The organism is Starkeya sp. ORNL1, from assembly GCF_012971745.1.
Lineage (GTDB): Bacteria > Pseudomonadota > Alphaproteobacteria > Rhizobiales > Xanthobacteraceae > Ancylobacter.
In genome coordinates this window covers 3,187,619-3,203,431 of record NZ_CP048834.1, presented here as the reverse complement: position 1 = coordinate 3,203,431, position 15,813 = coordinate 3,187,619, and the positions used below count along the sequence as shown (strand labels likewise).

General features: G+C 65.8%; 15 protein-coding genes. 5 read left to right on the top strand and 10 right to left on the bottom strand.

Annotated elements, in window-relative coordinates:
* Window positions 1–139 precede the first annotated feature (139 nt).
* On the top strand, window positions 140–913 hold the full coding sequence (locus G3545_RS15225) for a ferredoxin--NADP reductase (RefSeq protein WP_170014004.1): 774 nt from the start codon (window positions 140–142) through the stop codon (window positions 911–913).
* Between the two features lie 14 nt (window positions 914–927).
* Here the strand turns inward: G3545_RS15225 and G3545_RS15220 are convergent, their stop codons facing one another.
* A complete protein-coding gene (locus G3545_RS15220; RefSeq protein ID WP_170014002.1) occupies window positions 928–1,224 on the bottom strand; it encodes a hypothetical protein in 297 nt (98 codons plus the stop codon).
* Window positions 1,225–1,435: 211 nt separating this feature from the next.
* Window positions 1,436–2,185 (bottom strand): hypothetical protein, encoded by a 750-nt coding sequence (locus tag G3545_RS15215; protein WP_170014000.1) that lies wholly within the window; start codon window positions 2,183–2,185, stop codon window positions 1,436–1,438.
* 306 nt (window positions 2,186–2,491) lie between these two features.
* Between G3545_RS15215 and G3545_RS15210 the strand changes: the two genes are divergently transcribed.
* Complete coding sequence (locus G3545_RS15210; RefSeq protein WP_170013998.1) at window positions 2,492–2,986, top strand: GNAT family N-acetyltransferase; 495 nt, start codon at window positions 2,492–2,494, stop codon at window positions 2,984–2,986.
* A 132-nt stretch (window positions 2,987–3,118) separates the two neighbouring features.
* Here the strand turns inward: G3545_RS15210 and ahcY are convergent, their stop codons facing one another.
* The 6 genes from ahcY to G3545_RS15180 all read right to left on the bottom strand — a co-directional run bounded on the left by ahcY (window position 3,119) and on the right by G3545_RS15180 (window position 8,772).
* Entirely contained in the window at window positions 3,119–4,525 is a 1,407-nt protein-coding gene (ahcY, locus tag G3545_RS15205; RefSeq protein WP_170013996.1) for an adenosylhomocysteinase, read from the bottom strand.
* Between the two features lie 107 nt (window positions 4,526–4,632).
* Window positions 4,633–4,932 (bottom strand): HPr family phosphocarrier protein, encoded by a 300-nt coding sequence (locus G3545_RS15200; RefSeq protein WP_170013994.1) that lies wholly within the window; start codon window positions 4,930–4,932, stop codon window positions 4,633–4,635.
* On the bottom strand, window positions 4,929–5,330 hold the full coding sequence (locus G3545_RS15195; protein WP_170013992.1) for a PTS sugar transporter subunit IIA: 402 nt from the start codon (window positions 5,328–5,330) through the stop codon (window positions 4,929–4,931). Before G3545_RS15195 ends, G3545_RS15200 begins: the two co-directional genes overlap by 4 nt.
* 316 nt (window positions 5,331–5,646) lie before the next feature.
* Window positions 5,647–6,102, bottom strand: coding sequence for an HPr kinase/phosphatase C-terminal domain-containing protein (locus G3545_RS15190; RefSeq protein ID WP_170013990.1), 456 nt, complete (start codon window positions 6,100–6,102; stop codon window positions 5,647–5,649).
* Between the two features lie 8 nt (window positions 6,103–6,110).
* A complete protein-coding gene (locus G3545_RS15185; RefSeq protein WP_246702898.1) occupies window positions 6,111–7,949 on the bottom strand; it encodes a sensor histidine kinase in 1,839 nt (612 codons plus the stop codon).
* A gap of 124 nt (window positions 7,950–8,073) precedes the next feature.
* The gene (locus G3545_RS15180; protein ID WP_170013988.1) at window positions 8,074–8,772 is read right to left on the bottom strand and encodes a response regulator transcription factor; all 699 of its coding nucleotides are present in this window, start codon (window positions 8,770–8,772) and stop codon (window positions 8,074–8,076) included.
* Window positions 8,773–8,961: 189 nt separating this feature from the next.
* Between G3545_RS15180 and G3545_RS15175 the strand changes: the two genes are divergently transcribed.
* Both G3545_RS15175 and G3545_RS15170 read left to right on the top strand, forming a co-directional pair.
* Entirely contained in the window at window positions 8,962–9,687 is a 726-nt protein-coding gene (locus G3545_RS15175; protein ID WP_170013986.1) for a DUF2470 domain-containing protein, read from the top strand.
* A gap of 378 nt (window positions 9,688–10,065) precedes the next feature.
* Window positions 10,066–11,679, top strand: a complete 1,614-nt coding sequence (locus tag G3545_RS15170; protein ID WP_170013984.1) for a phosphoenolpyruvate carboxykinase — start codon at window positions 10,066–10,068, stop codon at window positions 11,677–11,679.
* A gap of 287 nt (window positions 11,680–11,966) precedes the next feature.
* Here the strand turns inward: G3545_RS15170 and G3545_RS15165 are convergent, their stop codons facing one another.
* A complete protein-coding gene (locus G3545_RS15165; protein ID WP_170018095.1) occupies window positions 11,967–13,388 on the bottom strand; it encodes a sodium:proton antiporter in 1,422 nt (473 codons plus the stop codon).
* Between the two features lie 312 nt (window positions 13,389–13,700).
* Between G3545_RS15165 and recR the strand changes: the two genes are divergently transcribed.
* Window positions 13,701–14,306 carry a recombination mediator RecR gene (gene recR, locus G3545_RS15160; protein WP_170013982.1) on the top strand — a complete coding sequence of 202 codons (606 nt, stop codon included), beginning with the start codon at window positions 13,701–13,703 and terminating at the stop codon, window positions 14,304–14,306.
* 73 nt (window positions 14,307–14,379) lie between these two features.
* On the opposite strand, the gene G3545_RS15155 is transcribed toward recR, so the two are convergent.
* On the bottom strand, window positions 14,380–15,741 hold the full coding sequence (locus tag G3545_RS15155; protein WP_170013980.1) for an MFS transporter: 1,362 nt from the start codon (window positions 15,739–15,741) through the stop codon (window positions 14,380–14,382).
* Between the last annotated feature and the right edge of the window lie 72 nt (window positions 15,742–15,813).

The following is a 15,813-nucleotide window of genomic DNA, read 5'->3' as shown; positions in this document are numbered from 1 at the left end:
AACGTCGCCCGAACGTCACACCCGATGAAAAAGCATGGCTGATCAAGGCTCGACTTCGCGCCGTTTGCGCAGTAAACCCGTCGCGAGGAATTACATAGGCTTCCAGTTTGTATGGAAGTTTTACAAAGACGGATTGTAGATGAGCAATCTCAACCACGAGAAGGTCCTGAGCGTCCATCACTGGACCGACAACCTGTTCACCTTCACCACGACCCGCGATCCCTCGCTGCGCTTCAAGAACGGGCAGTTCGTGATGCTGGGGCTGGAAGTCGCCGGGCGGCCGCTCTTGCGCGCCTACAGCGTCGCCAGCGCCAATTACGAGGAAACGCTGGAGTTCTTCTCCATCAAGGTGCCGGATGGCCCGCTCACCTCGAAGCTGCAGCATCTGAAGGTCGGCGACGAGGTGCTGGTCGGCCGCAAGCCCACCGGTACGCTGCTGGTGGATTATCTGGTGCCCGGGCGCCGGCTCTATCTGCTTGCCACCGGTACCGGCCTCGCCCCCTATCTGAGCCTCATCAAGGATCCCGAGACCTACGAGAACTATGAGAAGGTCATCCTGGTGCATGGCGTGCGCACCGTGGCCGAACTCGCCTATGAGGATCTGATCACCAGGGAACTGCCGGAGAACGAATATTTCGGCGAGCTGGTGCAGGAGAAGCTGATCTATTACCCGACGGTGACGCGCGAGCCGTACCGCAACCAGGGTCGCATCACCGACCTCATCACCTCGGGCAAGCTGTTCGCCGATATCGGCCTGCCGCCGCTGAACAAGGAAGACGATCGGGTGATGCTGTGCGGCAGCCCGCAACTGCTCGACGACATGCGCATGATCATGAAGGACCTCGGCTTCGAGGAGGGCAGCACCACCGAGCCGGGCGACTTCGTGATCGAGAAGGCGTTCGTCGAGAAGTGATCAGCGCGAACTGATCAGCGTACTCGCCGGCCTGTTCCGCCGTCGTGGCGGATCTCGTCCGGCGACAGCACGCGGTATTCGGCATCGATCACGGTGACGCCGGGCCGGCTGCGCACCGGCTTGCGGCCGCCGAACAGCTTGTAGGCGAGGCCGCTCAGCAGCACCACGGGGGCGACGACCAGGAACACGCTTGCCGCCACCAGCGCCAGCGCGGTGCCGATCGCGAGCGCCCCGGCGATCACCAGCGCGATCTGCCACCAGCTCACGCGGCGCACGGTGAAGCGCATTTGGCTGAAATCGTTCGGGTTCATGTCCTGCTTTCCTGAGAGCGTGTTCCGCAAAGGTTGGAAGAGCTTTGCGACGACAACATGCTCAAACGTATTGTCCCTCGTGCACTATCTTGTCGTTTGGATTTTCCATCCGAGCAGATAGGGCTCTCGCGGTTGCCCGCTATCGGCCATCATATGGGGCGCCTGCCGGCGGGCGCCAACCACAAGCGCGCTAGTTTGCGAGGAAGCGGTTTCAGCGCCGCCTGCGGCTCACCCGCACCTCGGGGCGCGGCAAGGGCAGCGGCACGGCAGCGGAAGCCGGGCCGGGGACCGGCAGCGGAACCGCAGCCGCCACCGGCGCCGGGCTACTCCCTGCCGGCGTATCGGTATTGCGCACCGCGACCATGATGTGCGGCGAGGCGGCCTGCGTGTCGAAAGCGGTGAAACTTGATGGCAGGGCCACGGCGGCATTGGCCATCAAAGGCAGCGGACCCGCCGCCGACGACGCCGGGGAGGTCGCAATGCTGGTCGGCGCGGAAGCCGGGCGCTCCTGCGTCTTCGATGCCGACTCGGCCGCGTCCGACGGCTCGGCCAGCGCCAGCATGGCGGCGTTCTCAGCGCTTTCCAGCTCGGGCGTCAGTTCGGGGATGTTGGCCCACGCCGCCATCGCCACCACGCCGGCGCAGAGCGCACCGGCGATGCGGCCGGGCACGGCGAGGTTGCGGCGGCGCTGCGTCAGCGGTGCCTCGATGCCGAGCGCCGCGATCTCCGCACGGTCGGCGTCCGACCATGGCGCGTCCTCGGGATTGGCCGCCTCGATCTCGATGGTGATGGATTTCAGCCGCGAACCGGTGAGGGAGCGTTCATGCTTGAGCGCCAGCACGAAGGCGCGAGCGCGGCCGCCACGGTCAAGAAGCTTGGCAATCGGGCGGGCGTCGGGCTTGGGAAGATAGCCGATCAGGACACCGCGGCGGTGTACGGCAACGGCGAAAGGCCGGCCCATATCCGCCGGCTGCCGAATCAATTCCAGTTCAAGCCCGGACCTCAGCAGCGCTGCCGGATCGGCCGCGCAACCTTCTCGTCCAAGGCCGTCTATGTAAGACGACCACGTCTCCATGGCCCGCCCCATACCGCCGTTGCGCGTGAATCGCAACCTTTCCACAGAGAAAGTGCCGAGCATGGCAGAATAACGTCAAGGCCATGACGTACCTGTGGCGCGCTTTTCCGGTCCCCTGTCACCGCTTTTCCGCAGTCCCGCAATGGGCTATGCGGCGGCATTCCAGAGCCGCCTCTTCAGAGCGAGAGCCCGATGACCCGACTGCGAGCCGCCACCGAGGCCGACCTTCCCAGCATTCTCGCCATCTATAATGACGCCGTGCTCAATTCGACGGCGATCTGGAACGACAATACGGCGGATCTCGCCAATCGCCGCGCCTGGCTGGCGGACCGGCGGGCGAAATCCTATCCGGTGATCGTGGCGGTCGATGAGGATGAGGCCGTGCTCGGCTATGCGAGCTTCGGCGATTTCCGCCCGTTCGAGGGCTTCCGCATCAGCGTCGAGCATTCGGTCTATGTGGCGGATGCCGCGCGCGGGCAGGGACTCGGCCGCGCTCTGCTGGAGGCGCTGTTCGAGCCGGCGCGGGCGCTGGGCAAGCAGGTGATGATCGGCGGCATCACCGCGGGGAACGAGGCATCACTGGCGCTGCACGCGAAGCTCGGCTTCGTCGAGACCGGCCGCATGCCCGGCATCGGCACCAAGTTCGGCCGCCGGCTCGATCTGGTGCTGGTGCAGAAGGAACTGTGAGGAGACCGGCGTCCTGCGTGAGCATCCTTCGAGGCCGCTACGCGGCACCTCGGGATGAGGTCGCGTTGAGAGAACAACCTCATCCTGAGGTGCCCGGCAAAGCCGGGCCTCGAAGGATGCTGCAACAAGGCCTCAATACCGGTAGTGGTCCGGCTTGAACGGGCCGTCGACGGTCACGCCGATATAGGCGGCCTGCTCCGGCTTCAGCTTGGTCAGCTTCACGCCGAGCTTGTCGAGGTGCAGCGCGGCTACCTTCTCGTCGAGCACCTTCGGCAGCGTATAGACCTGCCTGTCGTACTTGCCGGCATCGGCATAGAGCTCGATCTGCGCCAGCGTCTGGTTGGAGAAGGAGGACGACATCACGAAGGACGGGTGGCCCATCGCGTTGCCGAGGTTCACCAAGCGGCCTTCGGACAACAGGATGATGCGGTTGCCCGACGGGAACTCGATCTCGTCGACCTGTGGCTTGATGTTGTTCCACTTGAAGTTCTTCAGGCCGGCGACCTGGATCTCATTGTCGAAGTGGCCGATGTTGCAGACGATCGCCCGGTCCTTCATGCCGCGCATGTGGTCGACCGTGATGATGTCGCGATTGCCGGTGGCGGTGACATAGATGTCGGCGCGGCCGAGCGCATCCTCGATGGTCGCGACCTCATAGCCCTCCATCGAGGCCTGCAGCGCACAGATCGGATCGACTTCGGCGACGATGACGCGGGCGCCGGCCTGGCGCAGCGAGGCAGCCGAGCCCTTGCCGACATCACCGAAGCCGGCGACGAAGGCAACCTTGCCGGCCAGCATCACGTCGGTACCGCGGCGGATGGCGTCGACGAGGGACTCGCGGCAGCCATAGAGATTGTCGAACTTCGACTTGGTGACGCTGTCGTTCACATTGATCGCCGGGAACAGCAGCTTGCCCTGCTCGGCCAGCTTGTAGAGCCGGTGCACGCCCGTGGTGGTCTCTTCCGATACGCCCTTGATCGAGGCGGCGACTTCGGCGAACCAGCCCTTCGGCTTCTCGGCCAGCAGGCGCTTGATCAGGGCGAAGAAGATTTCCTCTTCTTCGGAGCCGGGCGCGTCGAGGAAGGCGGTGTCGCCCTGCTCGGCGGTAAGACCGTGATGCACCAGCATGGTGGCGTCGCCGCCATCGTCGAGGATCATGTTAGGAACGCCGCCGCCGTGCCAGTCGAACAGGCGGGCGGTGTAGTCCCAATATTCCTTGAGCGTCTCGCCCTTGAAGGCGAACACCGGCGTCCCGCCGGCGGCGATGGCGGCAGCGGCGTGGTCCTGCGTCGAGAAGATGTTGCAGGACACCCAGCGTACATCGGCGCCCAGCGCCTTCAGCGTCTCGATCAGCACCGCGGTCTGGATCGTCATGTGCAGCGAGCCGGCGACGCGCGCGCCCTTGAGCGGCTGCGACGGGCCATATTCGGCGCGGATCGCCATCAGGCCCGGCATTTCCGTTTCGGCGAGATCGATCTCCTTGCGGCCGAAATCGGCGAGGGCGAGATCCTTGACGATGTATTCGCTGGCGACGGGCATGTCGGTCTTCCCCTGGCACAAGTGAGCGTCCGGCGGGTGATAGCAGCCCGCCGCCAGGAAGACAATAACGATATAAAGATGTCTTTATGTGACAGGAGAGGCGGACGCTATTCGCCCTCGCCGAAGCGGTCCGACACGAGGGCGTCGAGCGCGTCGATTACCGCCTGCGCCTCGGCGCCGGTGGCCTCGACCAGGATGGTGGTGCCCGGCGCCGCGGCCAGCATCATCAGCCCCATGATGGAGGTGCCGCCGACGGTCTCGCCGAGCCGGGTCACGCGGACATCGGCATCGAAGCGCTCCACCGTCTGCACGAACTTTGCCGAGGCGCGGGCATGCAGGCCGCGCTTGTTGCAGATCGAGAGCTCGCGCTTCAGCGCGGCGGAGGTATCGGCCTGGTCCTCGGTCATTTCCCGGCGAGCACGCGGCTGGCGATGTTGATGTATTTGCGCCCCGCCTCCTGCGCCTGCGCGACCGCATCGCTCAGGGGCACATCGGCGCGGACGGTGGCGAGCTTCACCAGCATCGGCAGATTGATGCCGGCCAGCACTTCGATATCAGGCGCGTTCATCACCGAAATGGCGAGATTGGACGGCGTGCCGCCGAACATGTCGGTAAGGATGACGACGCCATTGCCGGTGTTCACGGCCTCGACCGCGGTGAGGATATCCTTGCGCCGCTGCTCGATATCGTCGTCCGGGCCGATGGTGACGCTTTCGATCTGGGACTGCGGCCCCATCACATGTTCCAGCGCGGCGTGGAATTCGCTGGCGAGGCGGCCGTGAGTTACGAGTACGAGACCGATCATTCTGCTCCGCCGTCCGGTTGACGGCCCGGCTTCGGGAAGGGCGTGCGCGGCGCGCCACGCTGCGGGGCGCACATCATCGTTGCACTGCACACGAATGGCAAGGCCCGTACCGGAGATGCGCCGAAATTCGGAGCATTTGCCTGCGGAACGTTCAGGGACCTGATCGAGCCGAACCCAAAATTACCACGTCATCCTGAGGTGCGAGCGTAGCGAGCCTCGAAGGATGGAAGCAAAGGCCGGCCATCGGGGAGGGGCATCCTTCGAGGCCCGGCTGAAGCCGGGCACCTCAGGAATGACGTTGTTTATGACTTAGCCCTCACGGCGACGCATCCTGCGTCGTCAGGAGGGCGATCACCGGCAGTAGCGGGTCGGCGCCGGGAGCGATCGGCAGGCGCGGCACGATGACGCCGTCCAGCACGGTACGTAGCGCCTCCGGCTGTGGCAGCCGCGCCCCGTCGGGCGCCGCGAGGTCGATGACAAGGCCAATAACCGCCTCGCTGGCGAACGGCAGGCGCCGGATGCCGATGCCGCGGACCTCGATCAGCCCGGCAATGGCGTCGGGCACCGCGGCCAGGAGTCGTCCGTCGCGCACTGTGACGATCACCCGGTCGTCGGCGACGAGCCGCACCGGGGGGATGACGCCGCTGCGCCCGGCCAGGATCAGGGCGAAGGCAAGCTCGGACTTGCCGGCGCCGGACGGTCCGCGGATCAGCACCCCGGTTTCGCCGACCACGACGCACGATCCATGGATACTGGCGGGATCGTCGGACATTTCGGGCCTCAGGCGGCCGGCAGGCGGACGATGAAGCGCGCGCCGACATGGTCCCTCGGCGGCGCCTGGATCTCCGCCTCGGCCGGCACGGTATCGGGCACAGTGGCGAGTTCCTCGCCGGCCTCCGTCTTCACGGCCTCCGCCTTGGCCTTTGCCGCCCGGGTCTTGCGCTTGGGCTTCGGCTTTGGCTTCGCCGTCTCGGCGACTCGGTTCTCGGCCCAGATGCGCCCGCCATGGGCGTCGACGATCTGCCGCGAGATGGAAAGCCCGAGCCCGGAATTCTGGCCGAAACCCTGCTCCTCCGGGCGGTCGGTGTAGAAGCGCTCGAAGATGCGGGCCAGCGCGTGCGGCGGGATGCCGGGGCCGTCATCATCGACCACGATCTCCACTGTCTCCTTGTGCCGCCGACAGGTGACCCGCACCTCGCCGCCACGCGGCGAGAAGGAGCGGGCATTGTCGATCAGGTTATTGATGACCTGGCCGAGCCGGGAATCGTGGCCCGGCACCACGAACTCGCCGCTGGCGCCCGGCGCGTGCTCGAATTCGAGGTTGACGCTCACCCCGTCGCCGCGGCGCACATCGTTCTGCACCCCGACCACGGTCTTCAAGAGGCGCGTGAGGTCGACCGGCTCCGATTCCTGCCGCTGCAATTCGGCGTCGAGCCGGCTGGCGTCGGAAATATCGGTGATGAGGCGGTCGAGCCGCCTCACATCGTGCTGGATCACCTCCATCAGCCGGCCGCGGGAGATGTCGTTTTTGGCCAGCGGCAGCGTCTCGACCGCGGAGCGCAGCGAGGTGAGCGGGTTCTTCAGCTCGTGCGAGACGTCGGCGGCAAAGCTCTCGATCGCCTCGATGCGGGTATAGAGCGCGTCGGTCATGTCGCGCAGCGCGCCGGACAGATGCCCGATCTCGTCCGAGCGCTGGGTGAAATCCGGGATCTCGACGCGCGAACGGGTGCGGCGGCGCACCCGCTCCGCCGCGTCGGCGAGCTTGCGCACCGGCCCGGCGATGGTGCCGGCGAGCAGGAAGGACAGCACCACCATCACCGCCATGGCGACGAGGAACACGCGCACGATGACGAAGCGCTCCGCCGCTACCGCCTCGTCGATCTCGCCGCCCTGGGTGGACAGCAGCAGCGCGCCGAGAATGGCGCGGAAGCGCTGCACCGGCACCGCGACCGAGACGATGACCTGGCCGCGGTCATTGACCTGCACGGCGCTCGACTTCTGCCCGGAGAGCGCGGCGACGACCTCCGGATAGCCCTTGCCGTTATTGGGGCCTAGCTCCTTGTAGAGCGGCAGGTCGCCGCGCGAGAACCACATCTGGACGCTGTTCCAGCCGCGCTCCATCCAGTTCGGCTTGCGCGTGGTGGGGGCGGGCAATTCGAAGCGCAGGATCTCGCCGCGCGAATAGAGCGAGCGGGAATCCAGGAGCAGCGCGCCGTCGCGGTCATAGATGCGAGCCCGGGTGCCGGTCGGCTCCACCAGGCGCTTCAGCACCGGCGCGACGCGTTCGGGATTGATCGGGAACTCCAGCGGCGCGAAGCCTTCCTCACCTGGCCCGTAGCTCTCGCCGGCCTGCAACTCCAGCAGGCGCTCGGGATCGATGGTGATGGCGTTGGTCTCGACCTGCGCGGAGGCGGCGATGGCGCCGGCGATGATCTCGCCCTGCACCAGGAGGCTCTGCACCCGGGCGTCGATCAGCCCGGCGCGGAATTCGGAGAGATAGAGGATGCCCGATACCAGCACGCACATGCCGGCGAGGTTCAGCAGGACGATGCGGCGGGTGAGGCTGGAGAAGCTCTTGAAGGCCACGAAGCGCCGCATGCGGCGCAAGGCGGCAAGCATGTCGGCGATCCGGCCGAAATGGACCATTGCGCCGTGCCGCTTCGGCATGACGTCCCGTTCGTCCCCACCCTCGTCGTCGTCGACGGAAGTGGTCCGCGCGGAGTCCGGATCGAGCAAAGCGGCGCTACTCCTTGAAGCGATAGCCGACGCCGTACAGCGTCTCGATCATCTCGAAATTATCGTCGACGACCTTGAACTTCTTGCGAAGCCGCTTGATGTGGCTGTCGATCGTGCGGTCATCGACATAGACCTGATCGTCATACGCCGCATCCATCAGGGCGTTGCGGCTTTTCACCACGCCGGGGCGGGTCGCCAGTGCCTGCAGGATGAGGAACTCGGTGACCGTGAGGGTGACGTTCTCGCCCTTCCAGGTGCAGGTGTGGCGCTCCGGGTCCATGCGCAGCTGGCCGCGCTCCAGCACCTTGGCGCTGTCGGTCTCGCGCGGCAACGTGCCGTCCTTCGGCGCGAAGCGGCGCAGCACCGCCTTCACCCGTTCGACCAGCAGGCGCTGCGAGAACGGCTTCTTGATGAAGTCGTCGGCGCCCATCTTGAGGCCGAACAATTCGTCGATCTCGTCATCCTTGGAGGTGAGGAAGATCACCGGCATGTCGCTCTTCTGGCGCAGCCGCCGCAGCAGCTCCATACCGTCCATGCGCGGCATCTTGATATCGAAGATGGCGAGGTCCGGCGGATTGGTCTTGAAACCGTCGAGCGCGGTGGCGCCGTCCGTATAGGTCTGGATCCGGTAGCCTTCCGATTCGAGCGCAATCGACACGGAGGTCAGGATGTTGCGGTCGTCGTCGACGAGGGCGATGGTCGGCATGAGCAAACTTTCCTGTTCGGCCGCGGCGTTGCGCTTATGGCGGTGAACCGTGCCGGCGTGGCCATAATGTGACACGCAATGGCCATCGCTTGAAAATAGCGCGTTTTCAGCGGCAAGGCCAAGAAGTTGCCATTCCGAGCGAATCCGGGAAGGCATGTACAGCAATGTTCACCGACGGAGATGACGCAGATGAGCGGCGAATCAGCGCCCGCCTTCAAGGCCGCCGACGCGGCAAAACGCTTGCTGCGCGAGGCACGTACCGCGGCGCTGGCGACGCTGGATCCCGATGGCGCGCCCTATGCCTCGCTGGTGCAGGTTGCGACGCTCACTGACGCCACGCCGGTGCTGCTGCTCTCCAATCTCGCTCGCCACACCCGCAATCTGAAGACTGATTCGCGCGCCAGCCTGCTCTTGGAGGAGCGCCGCGACGGCAGCGAACTGGAGGGCGCGCGCATCAGCCTGAAGGGGCGGGTGACGCCGGAGGCCGGCGAAGAGGCGCGCCGGCGCTATCTGCTGCGTCATCCCGACGCCGCCGGCTTTGCCGGCTTCGCCGATTTCGGCTTCTACCGTCTCGAACTGGAGGACGCGCATCTCGTCGCCGGCTTCGGTCGCATCGTCGATCTCGTCCGCGACGACCTCCTCACCGACCTTGCCGGCGCCGAATCGATGCTGGCGGCGGAGGCGGGGGCGGTGGAGCACATGAACGCCGACCATGCCGATGCGATCGCGCTTTACGCCACGGTGCTGCTCGGCGCCCCGGCCGGGGCATGGCGCATCATCGGGCTCGATCCGGAAGGCTGCGACCTGATGCTGGACGCCCGGGTGCGGCGCCTCGACTTCCCGCGCCGCATCACTGGGCCGGGAGAATTGCGCGCCGCTTTGGTGGAATTGGCGCACCAGGCGCGCGGCGCCTGAGCCGGGGATCCCGACGCTGCCACGGAGCCTTGTATCATATGGCTTCCGCGGCGGCGGCACCGGGATGCAGCAGATTTGTATGTAAACTCATTATTCTCATAATTCTGCGGTGTGGCGACTCGGTCTTTCGCGATGCAGCATGCCAAACGTTTGAACGCGGCAAGCATCGTCCCAAGCATCCACAGATTCATCTGTCTGTTGACGGCTTGGCATGGTCCGGCTCAACGTGACATATGCGCGACGGCGTGCCACAAAATCAGCACAAGTCGCAGCGAAGACGTTATCAGGGGCGATTCTAGGGTCATGCGGATAAGGCAATGATGCGGTCGGCATGACAGGGCGCGGCTCCCGCGCAGCCCCTGGGTGGAGGAGGAAACCATGCAGGAAACCGGTTTGCGCAATCCGCGGCTGAGCACCCAGTCCTTTGGCCTCGAGGGGCCGGGCATGGTGTTCTTCAACCTTACCGAGGCCGCGCTCTATGAGCGCTCCATTGCCCGTGGCGAGGCGCGGCTGACCGCTGACGGCGCGCTTGCCGCCGAAACCGGCATCCACACCGGCCGCAGCCCCCGGGACCGCTTCATCATCCGCGACGAGGCGACCGAGAACGAGATCTGGTGGGACAACAACAACGCCATCAGCCGTGAGCAGTTCGACCTCCTCAAGCAGGATTTCCTCGCCTTCGCCAGCACCCGCTCGCTGTTCGCGCAGGACCTTCATGGCGGCGCCGATCCCGCCCACCGCATCAATGTGCGGGTCTATTGCGAGCATGCCTGGCACGCCCTGTTCATCCGCACCGTGCTGCGCCGGCCGGACCGCGCCGAGATCGAGGATTTCGACCCCGGCTTCACCATCCTCTGCCTGCCGAGCTTCCGTGCCGATCCGGACCGGCACGGCGTGCGCACCGAGACCATCATCGCCTGCGACTACACCAACGGCCTGGTGCTGATCGGCGGCACCTCCTATGCCGGCGAGATGAAGAAGTCGGTGTTCAGCTATCTGAACTATTTGCTGCCTTCGAAGGACGTGCTGCCGATGCACTGTTCCGCCAATGTCGGCGACCATGGCGACAGCGCGGTGTTCTTCGGCCTGTCCGGCACCGGCAAGACCACGCTTTCCGCGGATGCCTCGCGCACGCTGATCGGCGATGACGAGCATGGCTGGAGCGACGAGGGCATCTTCAATTTCGAGGGCGGCTGCTACGCCAAGACCATCCATCTGTCGAAGAAGGCCGAGCCGGAAATCTATGCGGCGGTAACGCGCTTCGGCGCGGTGCTGGAGAACGTGGTGATCGACACCGACACGAGGGTACCGAACTTCGACAGCGCCGCGCTCGCCGAGAATGCCCGCGCCGCCTATCCGCTGGACGCCGTCGCCAATGCCAGCCGCACCGGTCGCGCCGCGGCCCCGAAGAACGTCGTGATGCTGACCTGCGACGCCTTCGGCGTGATGCCGCCGATCGCCAAGCTCACCCCGGCGGAGGCGATGTACCACTTCCTGTCCGGCTATACCGCCAAGGTCGCCGGCACCGAGAAGGGCGTGAGCGAGCCGCAGGCGACCTTCTCCACCTGTTTCGGCGCGCCCTTCATGCCGCGGCACCCCTCGGTGTACGGCAATATGCTGCGCGACCTCATTATCCTGCACGATGTCGATTGCTGGTTGGTCAATACGGGCTGGACCGGCGGCAAGTACGGCGTCGGCCGGCGCATGCCGATCGAGGTGACACGGCGCCTGCTGAATGCCGTGCTCGACGGCTCGCTGAAGGAGGCGGACTTCCGCACCGATCCCTATTTCGGTTTTGCGGTGCCGACTTCGCTGCCCGGCGTCGAGCCGCATCTGCTCAACCCGGCCAAGAGCTGGGTCGACCCGGCCGAGTTCGAGGAGACCGCGCGCAAGCTGGTCGGCATGTTCGCGGAGAACTTCACCCGCTTCGAGACTGAAGTGGACGACGAAGTCCGCGACGCCCAGCCCCGCGTGGCAATCGCCGCGGAGTGATTTCTAGAGCATTTCCCGATCAGATGGAATCATCTGATCGAGGAGGAATTGCTCCAGTCTATTGAATCTAGAGCACTTATCTGTCGTTCGGATGTTTCCATCCGAACGGAAAGGGCTCTAGGGGCTGACCGGAAATCCTGAGAACACCGTCATCCCCGGCCTTGTGCCGGGGATCTCGATTCCTGACCATGCATCAGAGGCCGAGATGGCCGGGACAAGCCCGGCCATGACGGTGGAAATGGCCTGCTACCCCGGTGGGCGCCAGCCGGGGGCACAGTTCGCGCCGCCTACACGAAAAACAGCCAGGTCAGCAATGCGAAGCACGGCAGCAGCACGGCGCCGGACCAGGCCATGTAGCCGAAGAAGCTCGGCATGGCTACGCCGCGGCTCCTAGCGATGGCGAGCACCATGAAGTTCGGCGCGTTGCCGATATAGGTCATCGCCCCCATGAACACCGCGCCCGCCGAGATCGCCTCCAGCGTCACCCGATACTCGTTCATCAGATGCTGCGCGTCGCCGCCGGCAAGGTTGAAGAAGACCAGATAGGTCGGCGCATTGTCGAGGAAGGCGGACAGCAGGCCGGTCAGCCAGAAATACCCGGCGTTCACCGGCCCACCGGCATCGTTGGTCACCAGATCGACCAGACCCGACATCGGCCCGGCCGTGCCGGCCTTCAGGATCGCGATCACCGGGATGATGGTGAGGAAGATCGACGCGAACAGCTTCGCCACTTCGCGGATCGGCTCCCAGTCGAAGCCGTTGCGCTCGCGGATGAAGGTCGGGGTGATGGCGAGCGAGATGCCCGCGAGGATGACGAGGATCACGTCGCGGGCGACCGAGGGCAGTTCGACATGGGTGCCGAGCACGTCGAAGGCGATGCCCGGCTTCCACAGCGCGCTGAGCAATATGGCGCCGATGACACCGGCCAATAGCGGAATGTTCCTGACGCCGCGCAGGCCGAGCTTTTCGCTGTCCGGCGTAGGATCCACCAGATGCTGGAGGTTCTCTTCCTTGGCGTAGAAATACCGGTCGAGCAGATAGAACACCGGCAGCAGGATCGCCACGAGCACGCCGGTGTCGTGGAACAGGTGCTCCGTGGTCCAGAAGAAGTCGACCCCCTTGAGGAAGCCGAGGAACAGCGGCGGATCGCCGAGCGGGGTCAGCGAGCCGCCGATGTTCGACACCAGGAAGATGAAGAACACCACGGTGTGGACATTGTAGCGCCGGTCGTCATTGGCCCGCAGCAGCGGGCGGATCAGCACCATCGAGGCGCCGGTGGTGCCGATCAGGCTCGCCAGCACGGTGCCAATGGCGAGGATCGACGTGTTCACGCCCGGGCTGCCATGCAGGTTGCCGGTGACCAATATGCCGCCGGAAATGGTGAACAGCGTGAACAGCAGGATGATGAAGGGGATGTATTCGAGCAACGCAGCGTGGCCGACCTCATAGATGGCGAGATCGCCGCCCTTCAGCAGCACGAACGGCACCAGGAAGGCGAGCGCCCAGAACAGCGCCACCTTGCCGTAGTGATGGTGCCAGAAATGCCCGGCGGCGAGTGGCATGATGGCGATGGAGAGCAGCATGCCGGCAAACGGCAGGCCCCAGAGCAATGAGATTGACGCACCGTCAAGGGCGGCGCCTTCGGCGGCGAAGGCCGGCGTAACCGCGGCGACGAACATGGCCGCAGCGAGCAGCGCGCGCATTCGCATCATCGTTGGTTCCCCAGTGCGGCTTTGCGCCTTGTCCCCACCTCCCGGTAGCAACGAGGTTCCACGGTGTCGAGCAAAACCGGCCTTCAAGTAGGCACGTCATCCTGCGATGTCGGCAGTGCCGACATCGCGAGGCGCCCGGCGCAGCCGGGCCTCGAAGGATGCCCATCCCTGATGGCCGTCTTCTGCTTCAGCATCCTTCGAGGCTCGCTTTGCTCGCACCTCAGGATGACGTGGTTCGTTTTGAGACAGCCTCCGCGGACCATGGTGTCCGGCGCCGGCCTGCGCTAGAGGGAGCGGGAAGAGGATTCCATGGCACGTGCCGTCGCCGGCCCCGAGATCGAACGCCTGATCCAGTTGCTCGCCCGCGTGCCGGGGCTCGGCCCGCGCTCGGCGCGGCGTGCCGCGCTTACCCTGATCAAGAAGCGCGAGGCGCTGATGGCGCCGCTCGCCGGCGCGCTCGACGAGGCGCTCGCCAAGATCACGGTGTGCCGCACCTGCGGCAACATCGATGTGCGCGATCCCTGCACCGTCTGCTCCGACCCGACCCGCGATCCGGCGCTGCTGGTCGTGGTCGCCGATGTCGCCGACCTGTGGGCGCTGGAGCGCGCCAGTGCGGTGAATGCCCGCTACCATGTGCTTGGTGGCACCCTCTCGCCGCTCGACGGCGTCGGGCCGGATGACCTCAATCTGGAGAGCCTGGTCACCCGCGCGCATGACGCGGCGATCAAGGAGGTGCTGCTGGCGCTGCCGGCCACCGTCGACGGCCAGACCACGGCGCACTACATCACGGACCTGCTGCGCGGCGCCGAGGTGAAGGTGACACGGCTTGCCCACGGCGTGCCGGTCGGCGGCGAATTGGATTATCTCGACGAGGGCACGCTGGCCGCCGCCATCCGCGCCCGCACGACCTTTTAGGGCGCCGATGACTTTCCCTCTCCCCGATGGGGAGAGGTGGCAGAGAGCCTGTCGTTTCGGGTCGTGACGGAGTTTAAAGTTTCTGCGCCGCCAGTTCGCGGAAATGCCCGCGCGACTGCAGGAAGGCGAGCACCGCGAGCCCCGGCAGTGCCGCTATTGACGTGACGGCGAAGAACCACGCCCATCCGGTCTCGGTCGCGACGAAGCCGGCGGTCGAGGCGAGGAAGGTGCGCCCCACCGCGGCGAGCGCGGTGAGCAGGGCATATTGCGTGGCGGTGTGAGCCCGCGCGCCGCACAGTGCCGAGAGATAGGCGACGAAGATCACCGTGCCGATGGCCCCGGTGAAGTTCTCGATCACGATGGTCAGTGTCAGCGCCGGCAGGTTCACGCCCATATAGGCCTGCCAGGAGAAGGCGAGGTTCGAGGCCATCTGCAGCACGCCGGCAATCCAGAGGCTGGTCGAGAGCGGCAGAGCGCGGGCGATGAAACCGCCGGCAAAGCCGCCGAGCAGCGCTGCCGCGAAGCCGACTCCCTTGACGACGCCGGCATAGGTGGCCCTGTCGAAGCCGATATCGATGACGAAGGCGCCGGTCAACACGCCGGCAAAGGCGTCGCAGAATTTGAACAGCACGACGAACAGCAGGATCGCCACCGCGAGGTGGCGCGACAGGAATTCGCCGAAGGCGCCGATTGCGGTCTGTACCACGCGCTTGGCGACATTCTCCTCGCGCGGCAGGACGTTTTCGGGCGGCGGCGGTTCCTTGGCCAGCAGCGCGGCGATCAGCCCGACGCCGACCATCAGCGCAGCTGCCACATAGCCCCAGAACCAGACGTCTGCGCGCGCCACGCCGATGGCCTCGAACCAGGTCACCAGCAACAGCACGCCGGCACCCGAGGCCAGCATGCCGACCCGATACGCCGCGACATAGCCGGCCATGCCGGCAGCCTGCTCGCGGGTCTCGAGACTCTCGACACGGAACGCGTCGACCACGATGTCCTGCGTAGCGGACGCGCAGGCGACCAGCAGTGCGCCGAGCGCCACATGCCAAGGCGAGGCTACCGGATCCTGGAGGCCGAGCCAGACGATGGCGACCGCCAGCAAGAGCTGGGTGAACACCAGCCAGCCGCGCCGCCGCCCGAGATGGCGGCTCAGGAACGGCACGTCGAGGGCATCGACCAGAGGCGCCCAGGCGAATTTGAAATTGTAGGGAACGCCGACCAGAGCGAAGAGGCCGATAGTGGCGAGATTCACCTTGGATTCGGCCATCCAGACGGTAAGCGTGTTGCCGGAGAGTGCCAGCGGCAGGCCCGAGGAGAAGCCGAGCAATATGACGATCAGCACCCGCGGCCGCAGATAGACGGCGAGCCCCGCCAGGAAGCCCGCATTGCCTTCTACCGTCTCGGTCTCGTCAGCCCGGCGTGTGGTGTCGGTCATGGCCCGCGATTCGTTCTCTCGCCTCGCTTTACCTAGCTTGGCACGATCGACCTGTCGCGTCCCCGCGATCGC

Coding starts and splice junctions, on each gene's coding strand:
- G3545_RS15225 (WP_170014004.1), top strand. CDS start 140: ATGAGCAATCTCAACCACGAGAAGGTCCTGAGCGTCCATCACTGGACC.
- G3545_RS15220 (WP_170014002.1), bottom strand. CDS start 1,224: ATGAACCCGAACGATTTCAGCCAAATGCGCTTCACCGTGCGCCGCGTG.
- G3545_RS15215 (WP_170014000.1), bottom strand. CDS start 2,185: ATGGGCCGGCCTTTCGCCGTTGCCGTACACCGCCGCGGTGTCCTGATC.
- G3545_RS15210 (WP_170013998.1), top strand. CDS start 2,492: ATGACCCGACTGCGAGCCGCCACCGAGGCCGACCTTCCCAGCATTCTC.
- ahcY (WP_170013996.1), bottom strand. CDS start 4,525: ATGCCCGTCGCCAGCGAATACATCGTCAAGGATCTCGCCCTCGCCGAT.
- G3545_RS15200 (WP_170013994.1), bottom strand. CDS start 4,932: ATGACCGAGGACCAGGCCGATACCTCCGCCGCGCTGAAGCGCGAGCTC.
- G3545_RS15195 (WP_170013992.1), bottom strand. CDS start 5,330: ATGATCGGTCTCGTACTCGTAACTCACGGCCGCCTCGCCAGCGAATTC.
- G3545_RS15190 (WP_170013990.1), bottom strand. CDS start 6,102: ATGTCCGACGATCCCGCCAGTATCCATGGATCGTGCGTCGTGGTCGGC.
- G3545_RS15185 (WP_246702898.1), bottom strand. CDS start 7,949: ATGCTTGCCGCCTTGCGCCGCATGCGGCGCTTCGTGGCCTTCAAGAGC.
- G3545_RS15180 (WP_170013988.1), bottom strand. CDS start 8,772: ATGCCGACCATCGCCCTCGTCGACGACGACCGCAACATCCTGACCTCC.
- G3545_RS15175 (WP_170013986.1), top strand. CDS start 8,962: ATGAGCGGCGAATCAGCGCCCGCCTTCAAGGCCGCCGACGCGGCAAAA.
- G3545_RS15170 (WP_170013984.1), top strand. CDS start 10,066: ATGCAGGAAACCGGTTTGCGCAATCCGCGGCTGAGCACCCAGTCCTTT.
- G3545_RS15165 (WP_170018095.1), bottom strand. CDS start 13,388: ATGCGAATGCGCGCGCTGCTCGCTGCGGCCATGTTCGTCGCCGCGGTT.
- recR (WP_170013982.1), top strand. CDS start 13,701: ATGGCACGTGCCGTCGCCGGCCCCGAGATCGAACGCCTGATCCAGTTG.
- G3545_RS15155 (WP_170013980.1), bottom strand. CDS start 15,741: ATGACCGACACCACACGCCGGGCTGACGAGACCGAGACGGTAGAAGGC.